Genomic DNA, 3,007 nt, shown 5'->3' with positions numbered 1-3,007 from the left:
CTAATAATTGTCTATCCATCTCATTTAGAGTTTTTATAAATTCTTTTACATCTATTTCAATTTCTACGATTTGATGATCTGTACTCGTTTCTTTTGAAACTGTTTCATTCAGTACAGTTAATTCTAACTTCTTTTCAGCACTGCGTTTCCAATCTAGAGCTTTATACTTTGCAATAATATAAACCCATGTTTTTAATGAACCTTTATTCATGTCATAATCACCAATTTTTTCCCAAACAGAAACAAAAACATCTGAAACAATTTCTTCTAAATCTTCTTTCATTGCAATATGCCCAAGTATTTTGTAACATAATGCGTAAACATTTCGCTGCATTTGCTGAATTAGAAATGTTAATCCTTCTTGATTCTGACTCCTAATGGCGGATATGATTTGCTCATCATTCATCCTCTCACCTCTTTTTTCTATCTAAAACATACTTCGTATAATTTTAAGACTTTCTCACACAGATTTTTAAAATTTTTTTAAAATTTTATAGTTTTCTTACTTTTAATTCAATATACTGAGTTTACCAGATTATTTCTTAGCATTAAAAAAGCTGAACCAAAATAATCTGGTTCAGCGGGTATTCTTGAATTATTCAAAATAAAATAAAGCATCGTGAGAAGTATTTGTTTGATAATAGTTCATTAATTCTTCTACTGTTATACCTCTTACCTCAGCTATATCATTAAAACTCATATCATAATGATAAGAGAGTTCATGAAGAGATAATGCAGGGTCATTTGCCAAATTTAAATAATCAGGTGTATTATTATCAAATTGTTCAGACATACTCATCACTTCCTTTAACAGTTTCTTACTATCTTTCCCAAAAAAATACACTGTTAGTCAGTAAATAACAATGTATTCAATTTCTAGTGAACAGTTCTGTTAAAACAGTGCTAAAAAATAAGTAATTCTTCTCAAGTGTTTCTTTTCCATGACAAAAATAATGTTTGCCCAAACGATATGGCCTTCTGTTATTTTAACTCTTGCACCATTTTCAGTTCTAGCAAACCTTGCTTCAAAATTATTTCGAAGATGGAATATTTTCTCTGCAGTAGGACTTCTCCAATTGTTTTTACTACAAACAAACAACAATTTAATAATAATTCACACCTTATCATAAATTGGATGGTTATATTTTACTTATATTTTAAGTAGTTTCGACGCCTTTTACGATCTTTATATGACCTAAATGATGTTTACTATGCCAAGCATACAATGCTACTAGATAATCTACAGACATTGTTATTTTACTTTCAGGATGAAAAACTGTACGTTTGAATTGTTCTTCCGTTAAAGATTCAATCAAATTTACATATCGTTTGTGAACACCTTCAAGAATTTTAAGGGAACTTTCAACATCAATAGTTGAATCACTTAGCGTAATCCAAGCATTTTCATCATAAGGCTTAATCGTAGGGTTTTCTTCAGTCAAAGCTAATTTTATACGAATGATACTATTCATATGACTATCAGCAACATGATGAATGATTTGTTTTGGAGTCCAACCACCTTCGCGATATGGTGTATTTAGTTCAACACTTGTAAGAGAATAAATAAGATCTGCAAATTCTTTCGGTGCATTTTTTAATATTTCAATACTTTCAGACCGAATATCTTTTGTATAATTTGTTGGTTCTGAAAATCTTCCAATCGGATATTGTAGCTTCTCCATCTCTCTTCCCCCTATTTCATTAATGAGCCTTAAGATTCTTTTTCTTGCTTAAATATTTAATTACAAAAAGTAATACATGAAAGTAAAGCAATGATGCGGCACAGATTTAATAAATTTTTCATAGATAGACACGCCTCTATAAGTTGAAATTCACTGATTATAAAAACAACAAAGCCCACAAGGACTTTGTTGTTAAATATTAAAGAGAATTAAATGTATCAGTTAAAACTGGTACGATTTGTTTTTTTCGAGATACAACACCTTTTAATATAGCTGTATTGTTTTCTAATGTAACATTGTATGCTTTTTCAACTGCTTTTGTAGCAGTGCCTTTTACAACTGCAATAGAATCATTTGTTAAGATATCAGTAACGACAAATAGGAATAAATCTAATCCTTTATTAGATACAATGCCTTCAAGCACAGTTTCTAATTCTTGTTGACGTGTAAGTACATCATTTGTATCTACTGCATTTACTTGAGCAATTTCTACTTTATAATTACCCATTTGGAATTCTTTAGAATCTAAAGAAACTAATGATTCAATTGATTTGTCTGCAAGATTTGCGCCTGCTTTTAACATTTCTAAACCATATTCTTCGGCATTCACTCCAGCAATTTCAGCTAATTCTTTAGCTGCAGTAATATCTTGATCTGTACAAGTTGGAGATTTGAATAATAATGTATCTGAAATAATAGCTGAAAGCATTAAACCTGCAACTTCTTTCTTGATTGATACATTATTTTCTTTGTACAACTTATTTAAAATTGTCGCAGTACAACCTACTGGCTCGCAACGATAGTAAAGTGGATCGCTTGTTTCAAAGTTTGCAATACGGTGATGATCGATTACTTCAAGAACACGAACTTGTTCAATATCGTCAGCACTTTGTTGACGTTCGTTATGGTCAACTAATATAACTTGGTTTGCTTCTGTAGCCACTTTTTCTACTAAGCGAGGCGCATCTGAATTAAATGTATCAAGTGCATATTGAGTTTCTGCACTTACAACACCTAAACGGATAGCTTCTGCATCTACGCCTATAGCTTTTTTTAACTCAGCATAAGCAATTGCTGAACAAATTGTATCTGTATCTGGGTTTTTATGTCCGAAAACAAGAACTTTTTCCATAGATTTTCTCCTACCTTATTCAATATATTATGTTGGATTATTCATTATTTTTATGTACGTATGTAATACCAAAGCTTCAAAGCGTAAAAACTGTTTAGAAATATTTGGGTATTACTAAAAACACTTCAATAATAATACCATATCAACTAAAAAAAGAATAGCCAAATTGACTATTCTATACGAGATATTACTC

Annotated in this window: 4 protein-coding genes; all 4 read right to left on the bottom strand. The window is 30.5% G+C overall.

Annotated features, from left to right (window positions below):
* On the bottom strand, window positions 1-406 hold a 406-nt coding region (locus tag V7056_RS19155), incomplete at its 3' end, for a sigma-70 family RNA polymerase sigma factor (protein ID WP_499703990.1).
* Window positions 407-595: 189 nt separating this feature from the next.
* Window positions 596-793: a hypothetical protein gene (locus V7056_RS19150; RefSeq protein ID WP_499703989.1), complete on the bottom strand. Its 198-nt coding sequence runs from the start codon at window positions 791-793 to the stop codon at window positions 596-598.
* A gap of 364 nt (window positions 794-1,157) precedes the next feature.
* Window positions 1,158-1,682: a YfiT family bacillithiol transferase gene (locus tag V7056_RS19145; RefSeq protein ID WP_499703988.1), complete on the bottom strand. Its 525-nt coding sequence runs from the start codon at window positions 1,680-1,682 to the stop codon at window positions 1,158-1,160.
* A 199-nt stretch (window positions 1,683-1,881) separates the two neighbouring features.
* Entirely contained in the window at window positions 1,882-2,814 is a 933-nt protein-coding gene (locus tag V7056_RS19140) for a manganese-dependent inorganic pyrophosphatase (RefSeq protein ID WP_499703987.1), read from the bottom strand.
* Window positions 2,815-3,007: the final 193 nt, after the last annotated feature.

The organism is Bacillus sp. JJ664, assembly GCF_036962205.1.
In the GTDB taxonomy this organism is placed as follows: domain Bacteria; phylum Bacillota; class Bacilli; order Bacillales; family Bacillaceae_G; genus Gottfriedia.
Note: the sequence above shows the minus strand (reverse complement) of the source record. Positions and strands in the feature narration are given on the sequence as shown.

Excerpts from the sequence above, each read along its gene's own strand:
- V7056_RS19150 (WP_499703989.1), bottom strand. The coding sequence starts at position 793 with ATGTCTGAACAATTTGATAATAATACACCTGATTATTTAAATTTGGCA.
- V7056_RS19145 (WP_499703988.1), bottom strand. The coding sequence starts at position 1,682 with ATGGAGAAGCTACAATATCCGATTGGAAGATTTTCAGAACCAACAAAT.
- V7056_RS19140 (WP_499703987.1), bottom strand. The coding sequence starts at position 2,814 with ATGGAAAAAGTTCTTGTTTTCGGACATAAAAACCCAGATACAGATACA.